Annotated in this window: 6 protein-coding genes and 2 pseudogenes; 5 read left to right on the top strand and 3 right to left on the bottom strand. The window is 70.2% G+C overall.

Going from position 1 to position 6,712, the window contains the following annotated elements; all coding sequences use genetic code 11:
• Positions 1-239 (top strand): annotated as a pseudogene (locus tag AC08OU_RS21010) (4-hydroxy-3-methylbut-2-enyl diphosphate reductase); the annotation flags it as partial.
• A gap of 84 nt (positions 240-323) precedes the next feature.
• Here the strand turns inward: AC08OU_RS21010 and AC08OU_RS21005 are convergent.
• A complete protein-coding gene (locus AC08OU_RS21005) occupies positions 324-689 on the bottom strand; it encodes a winged helix-turn-helix transcriptional regulator (protein ID WP_462187390.1) in 366 nt (121 codons plus the stop codon).
• Between the two features lie 59 nt (positions 690-748).
• Between AC08OU_RS21005 and AC08OU_RS21000 the strand changes: the two genes are divergently transcribed.
• Together AC08OU_RS21000 and hpnH are read left to right on the top strand one after the other, a co-directional pair.
• On the top strand, positions 749-1,324 hold the full coding sequence (locus tag AC08OU_RS21000) for a PaaI family thioesterase (protein WP_476598750.1): 576 nt from the start codon (positions 749-751) through the stop codon (positions 1,322-1,324).
• A gap of 325 nt (positions 1,325-1,649) precedes the next feature.
• The gene (hpnH, locus tag AC08OU_RS20995; protein WP_011435280.1) at positions 1,650-2,654 is read left to right on the top strand and encodes an adenosyl-hopene transferase HpnH; all 1,005 of its coding nucleotides are present in this window, start codon (positions 1,650-1,652) and stop codon (positions 2,652-2,654) included.
• Between the two features lie 180 nt (positions 2,655-2,834).
• Here the strand turns inward: hpnH and AC08OU_RS20990 are convergent, their stop codons facing one another.
• The gene (locus tag AC08OU_RS20990; RefSeq protein ID WP_476594224.1) at positions 2,835-3,512 is read right to left on the bottom strand and encodes a TetR/AcrR family transcriptional regulator; all 678 of its coding nucleotides are present in this window, start codon (positions 3,510-3,512) and stop codon (positions 2,835-2,837) included.
• 464 nt (positions 3,513-3,976) lie between these two features.
• On the opposite strand from AC08OU_RS20990, the gene AC08OU_RS20985 reads away from it, so the two are divergent.
• A complete protein-coding gene (locus AC08OU_RS20985; protein WP_476598751.1) occupies positions 3,977-5,494 on the top strand; it encodes a glycosyltransferase in 1,518 nt (505 codons plus the stop codon).
• A gap of 152 nt (positions 5,495-5,646) precedes the next feature.
• Positions 5,647-6,387, top strand: coding sequence for a TetR/AcrR family transcriptional regulator (locus AC08OU_RS20980; RefSeq protein WP_476598752.1), 741 nt, complete (start codon positions 5,647-5,649; stop codon positions 6,385-6,387).
• Positions 6,388-6,400: 13 nt separating this feature from the next.
• Here the strand turns inward: AC08OU_RS20980 and AC08OU_RS20975 are convergent.
• Positions 6,401-6,712 (bottom strand): annotated as a pseudogene (locus tag AC08OU_RS20975) (urease accessory protein UreD); the annotation flags it as partial.

Below are 6,712 nucleotides of genomic sequence, written 5' to 3'. Positions count from 1 at the left end.
AGGCGCATCTGGTCGGGGACGTCGGGGACGTGCATCTGTCCTGGCTCGCCGGCGTGGGCACGATCGGCATCTCGGCCGGCGCCTCGGCCCCGCCGTCCCTCGTCGACGAGCTCCTGACCGCGTTGTCGGGTCTCGGCGCGACGGACGTCTCGGTGCGTTCCGTCGGTACCGAGACGCTGGCCTTCCACCTGCCCAAGGAACTGCGCCAACCGGCCCCGGCGCCCGTTCCAGGGCCATAGTGCGCCCGGCCCCCGGGCGGTCCCGAGGCGCGGCCCGGAGGGCGAAGCCGGTGGCGTCGCCCGGGCGGCGCGGTGGGGCTGGGTTCAGCGGGATGCGGCGCCGCGATCGGCCTCAGGCGGCCGGGCCGGTGCGGCGTGCCGCTCGCCCCACCGGCGCAGGGCCAGCAGGACCGGTGCCAGATCCCGGCCGGAGGACGTCAGCCGGTACTCGTGCCGGGACCGGGCGCCCGCCTCCTGGTATGGCTGACGCTCCAGCACCCCCGCGCGCTCCAGCGCCCGCAGCCGCTCGGCCAGTACGGCTCGGGGCGCCCCGGTGCCGGCCCGGATGCCCTCGAAGCGGTGGACCCCCAGTGTGATCTCCCGGATGACCAGCAGGGACCAGCGCTCACCCACGACCTCCAGCGTCCGCGCGATCGGACAGGCCCGCGGGCCGTCGGACGATTCCTGCATCGGTACATCCTACCGATACTGGGTGCGTATCCTGAATGCAGCCGGTCTAGGCTGCGGGCATGACCACGACTGAGCCCGAATCCGCGCGACCCGAATCCGCCTCAGACCGCTCGCACGACCCGGCTGCCTGGGGCGAGCCGCGGAGCAAGACGATCACCTGGCACGACCCGCTGCCTGTCGCCGCGGCGGCGGCGTCGCTGAGCGGGCTGGAGTTCCTGTCCGCGATGCGTGACGGGCGCATTCCGCCGCCCCCGATCTCCCGTCTGTTCGACTTCCGGCCAATCGAGGTCACGCCGGGAGACGTTGTCTTCACCTGTCTGCCGGACGAGTCGGCCTACAACCCGATCGGCCTCGTCCACGGTGGCCTGGTCTGCACGATCCTGGACACCGCGACCGCCTGCGCGGTGCACTCCACGCTGGCGGTCGCGGTGGCGTATACCTCCATCGAGATCAAGGTTAATTACCTGCGGCCGGTGCGCATTGTCGACGGCCGGCCGAGCCGACTTACCGCGCACGGCTGGGTGACCAGGCCGGGACGGCGGGTGGCTTTCGCCGAGGGGGACGTCCGGGATGACCAGGGCAAGGTCGTGGCCACCGCCAGCAGCACCTGTCTGATCATGGGTGGGGCGGCCTGATCCCATGGCCTGATTCCGCGGCCTGACCGGAGACCCGATTCCCCGGCCTGACCGGCGGCCCGGCCCGACGCTCGGCCGGGCCGGATGCGAGCACGGGCGCGTCGTCGGGCGGCTGGCCCGACATCGTCCATGGACTGTCCCGAACTCGCGTCCGTGCTGTCCCGGCCTTGTCTTCCCGGTGTCCGCAACTCGGCGGGGTCGGCTAACGGACACCCTTGTGGGGCAGTTCATCGGACGATCCACATGCAGTCTGTACGTACACGCTGTATGGTCAATGCAGAGATCATCGCTCATCCACTGGTGACCTAACGAGAGGGGGCCAGCCGTGGCGGTCGAGTGGCGGTACCAGCTCCGGATTGGGACCTACCTGGCGAAGCAGAAGCTGCTTCGTCGCAAGCACTTCCCGCTCGTACTGGAGCTGGAGCCGCTGTTTGCCTGCAACCTGTCCTGCACTGGATGTGGCAAGATCCAGCACCCGGCGTCCGTCCTCAAGCAGCGGATGAGCGTCGACGACGCCTTGGCTGCGGTGGAGGAATGCGGCGCTCCGGTGGTCGCGATCGCGGGCGGCGAGCCGCTGATGCACCCGCAGATCCACGAGATCGTGAACCAGCTGGTCAAGCGCAAGAAGTTCGTGATCCTCTGCACGAACGGGCTGCTGCTCCAGAAGAAGCTCAAGAACTTCACCCCGTCGCCGTACTTCACCTTCGTCCTGCACATCGACGGTCTGCGTGAGCGGCACGACGCGGTGGTGGAGAAGGAGGGCACGTTCGACGAGTGCGTCCGCGCCTTCCACGCGGCGAAGGCCGCGGGCTTCCGGGTCGGGTCCAACTCGACGTTCTTCAACAACGACAGCCCGCAGGACGTCATCGACATCCTGACGTTCCTCAACGACGACCTCAAGGTCGACCAGATCCAGCTCTCACCCGGCTATGCCTACGAGAAGGCGCCCGACCAGGAGCACTTCCTGGGGGTCCAGGAGACCCGCGAGATGTTCTCGAAGGTCTTCGCGGACGGCCGGCGCAAGAAGTTCCGGCTCAACCACTCGCCGGTCTTCCTGGACTTCCTGGAGGGTAAGAGGGAGCTCAGCTGCACCGCGTGGGGCATCCCGAGCTACTCGCTCTTCGGCTGGCAGAAGCCCTGCTACCTGATGAGCGACGGGTACGTCTCGTCCTACAAGGAGCTCGTCGAGACCACCGACTGGGACGCCTACGGTCGTGGCAAGGACCCGCGGTGCGCGAACTGCATGGCGCACTGCGGCTATGAGACCTCCGCGGTGCTGGCCACCATGGGTTCCCTCAAGGAGTCCATCCGGGCGGCCCGCAGCGTCTGAGCTGGCCCATCGTGGTCTGAGCCGGCTCACGGCGCCACCGTCACCGTCAGATGACGTCGTCCGGCACAGACGGCGACCGCCCCGGCCGGGTGACCCCGGTCGGGGCGGTCGCCGTCTGTGCCGCCCCGGCCCGCACCGGCGGGAGCAGGGTTTCGCTGGCGTCGACGATGCCAGCCGGCTTTAGCCGGCAGTCCCGCGGGAGCCGGCGCCGCCGTCGGCACTGACCGGCGGCTGCTCGGCGAGATCGCCACCGCGGCCGAGTCCGCGCAGCAGCCGGTCGAGCACGGTGCCGACCTCGAGGCGGGCGGTGTCCGGGTCCGCGGCGCCGGCGGTGTAGATGCTCGCCTCCGACAGCAGGGCGGCGACCAGCCTGGTCAGCGGGACCACCGGCAGCGGGTCGATGCGGTCCTCGGCCATCGCGCGCTCCAGCCACTCCGAGAGCAGCCGGTAGCCGTGCTTCTCGACGAGCGCATCCCAGGCGTCGTTGCCCAGCACGGCCGGACCGTCGACGAGGACGATGCGCTGGAAGTCGCTGTCCGCGGTGGAGATGTCGAGCAGGGACTGGAACCCGGACCGGAGCTGCGTCCAGGCGTCGCTGGGAAGCTCCGCGTCCCGGGCAAGTTCACCAGCGACGAGCTGTTCGGCCACCTCCGTCGCGACCTGTTCCATCACGGTGCGAAACAGCGCGGCCTTGTCGCGGAAGTGGTGGTAGAGCGCGCCACGGGTGACCTGCGCGTCGGCGACGATCTCCTCGGTGCCAGTGGAGGCGAACCCCTGTTCGGCGAACCGACGGCGGGCGGCGGAGATCAAGGCCTGACGGGTGTCAGCCGTCTGCGCGGTACGACGGCTTCGTGTCACCCCTTGATTATGGTGTAGCCGAGGCCGTTGTACCCACTACCGTCCCGGCACGAGCGGGCCTGGTCGTGACGAACCTGCTCCGATGAACCCGCAACCGCCAACGGACACCGATCCGTGGCTGTCGTCTCGCCCTCTGGGCGCGCCCTCGCCAGCCGTTCGTCGCGCACCGCCGATCACTTTTCGTTTTCAACTTGTTGCCGTCGGGTATCTCCGATCACCGCCGCCGATCGTGAGGTGACGGGAGGTGATCATCGTTTCCGCGGGGCGTGGTGGGCACCATCGTCGATGCTCATGTCGGCTACCCCACCGCCGGCCGGAGGCCCGGGATTTCAGGGTGGCGGCAGGAGCGTTTCGGGGGGGAGATCTCCGTACCGGCTCGGCCAGACCGGGACGGAAGCCTTGTGACCCCGCATTACCCGGGACGCCCGCACGCCCTTGAGGGGCCCGTGGCAGTATCACTTTCTGTGACAGTGCTGCTGTGGGTCGCCGTTGCCTCTCTGCTCGCTTGGCTCTACCTGACCGTCGGCCATGGGTTCTTCTGGCGGACCGATCAGCGCCTGCCATCCCGGCAGGCGCCGGCCGCTTGGCCCAGTGTGGCGATCGTCGTGCCGGCTCGGGACGAGGCCGACGTGCTTCCCGTGACGTTTCCGACGCTGCTTGCCCAGGACTACCCCGGTCGTGCCCGGCTGATCCTGGTGGACGACGGTTCCACCGACGGGACCACGGAGGTTGCCCGGGACCTGGCAGAACAGGCCGCTGCGCGCGGCGAGACCAACGTGACGCCGGCCATGACCACATCCACCGAACCCCCCGCCGGTTGGACCGGGAAGCTGTGGGCGCTGCGGCGGGGCATCGAGTGCGCTGGCGACGTCGACTTCCTGCTCCTCACCGACGCGGACATCTCCCATCGCCCGGGATCGCTGACTGCGCTTGTCGCGTCGGCGACCTCCCAGAAGCTGGACATGGTGTCGCAGATGGCCGTGCTGCGGGTGCAGACCGGCTGGGAGCGTCTGATCGTCCCGGCCTTCGTGCACTTCTTCGCGATGCTGTACCCGTTCCGGTGGTCGAACCGGCCGGGTTCGCGGGTGGCCGCTGCGGCCGGCGGATGTTCCCTGATCCGCCGGGAGGCCCTTGCGGCGGCCGGTGGACTGGCGGAGGTGCGCGGCGCCGTCATCGACGACGTGGCGATCGCGCGGATCATCAATCGCTCGGGTGGGCGGACGTGGCTCGGACTCGCAGAGCAGGTCCACAGCCAGCGCCCGTATCCGCGGCTCGCGGATCTGTGGAAGATGGTGTCCCGCAGCGCCTATGCGCAGTTGCGGCACTCCCCGTCGCTGTTGGTCGGGACCGTGTTGGGACTGAGCCTGGTCTTCGTCATCCCGGTGGTCGCGACCATCGTAGGCATCGTGACCGGCGACGTCGCCACGGCTCTCGTCGGCGGGATCACCTGGTTGATCATGACTGTCACCTATCTGCCGATGACCCGCTACTATCGTCAGCCGCTGCCGCTGGCCCTGCTGCTCCCCGGAGTGGCCGTGCTGTACCTCGCGATGACGGTGGACTCGGCGCGGCTCAAGCGGGCCGGGCGGGGAGCGGCCTGGAAGGGGCGTACCTACCAGGATCACGGTGCCCCGGCTGCCGCCGCCCGCGAGTATCCGAATGGCCCGGGTGAGCGGCGTGAGGGCTCGGTGGCCGGGCCGGCCGGCTCCCCGGGCATGCCGGCACCGGTAGCCGTGCCACCGTACCCGGACGGCGTTGCCACCGTCGCCTCCGCCGGCTCATCGGCTTTGTCATCCGCCTCGTCCACGGTGCCCGCAACACCCCTGGTGATGGCGACATCCTCGGCGGTCCCCGCGCCGGCCGTGGCGCCGGCTTCCCCCACGCCCACGCCCACCCCTACGCCCACGCCGCGCCCCTCCACGGCATCGTCATCGGCCTCGCCGCCGGCCCGGGGCGGATCGACCGATCAGCCCCGGACCTAACTGGTGGTCCCGATGCATGGAGGAGATGAACCATGGGGAGGTTCGGAGACGGTCGACGAGTAGGACGGGGGCGAGGGTGCGTGAGGCCGCCATGATGGTTATCTACGAACCGTACCGTTCGGTTCGAAGTTGTCAAGGGTAGGGTCCGTCGCGTGAGCGAGTCATCCATCCCGGCCGGGACGGCCGAACAGGACCGGCTGGCGGTCACCGGGGCCGGTGGCACGGCTGGCGACGCGGCCGGCGGCACCGCGGGTGGCACGGCCGAATCACGGCCGGCGACGCGCGGCGATGCCCGGCGCGCGGCGATCCTCGACGCGACACTGGCTCTTCTCGCCGAGCAGGGTTACGACAAGCTGTCGACCCGCGCGGTGTCGGCCCGGGCGAAGGCATCGCAGGAGACGCTGTACGCCCACTTCGGCGATCGGCGTGGCCTGCTCGCGGCACTCGTCTCCCAGGAGGCGGAAGCTACGAACGCCGCTCTTCGACAAGCCTTGGCCAACGCCGGCGGCGGACCGGTGCGACCGGTGCTCGCCGCGGCGCTGACCGAGCTGCTTGCGCTGCTCACCAGCGCCCGTTCGGTCACCATCAACCGGGTCGCCATCGCCGCGCTGCCCGCTGACCCGGATCCCGCGGAGGCTCTCGTCGCCTGGGGTCGGCGTACCACTGGTCCCCTCTTCGAAGCCCTGCTGAGGCGAGGCGTCGCCCGTGGTGAGCTCGCGTTCGATGATGCCGCCGAAGCGTTCGAGGTGCTCTTCGGCCTCACCATCCGCGACAGTCAGATCGCCGCCCTGCTGGGTCGGCCTCCGGCCTGGACCGACAGTAACCGCCGGGCCCGCGCGGAACAGGCGGTCGCGCTGTTCTATCGGCTCTACGGCACCGCCGTCCGCGTCTGACCGCCTGCCCGGGTCAGACCGTGGCAGGAGCCGGCCCTCGTTCCAGGCGATGGCGGAGAGTGACCGCATCCTCGGCGAGCGCGGAGATGAGATAGCCCGGACCGGCCAGGGGAAGCAGTGCCACCCCGTCCGCGACGGCCGCCTGCGCGCCGGACCCCGCCCTCTCCGCCGGCACGGATTCCCGCCGGGCCGCCGGAGAGCCCACCGGATCGGGCCCCGCGACGAGGAGCGACCCGACGGCACGAGCCGAGCCGAGGAGGGCTGGTCCGGTCAGGCCAGGTATCTCGGGACCGAGGACGAGATCCTGGCGCAGTAGGAGGCCAGT

The sequence above is a fragment of the Frankia sp. CcMO1 genome (assembly GCF_977945845.1).
Note: the sequence above shows the minus strand (reverse complement) of the source record. Positions and strands in the feature narration are given on the sequence as shown.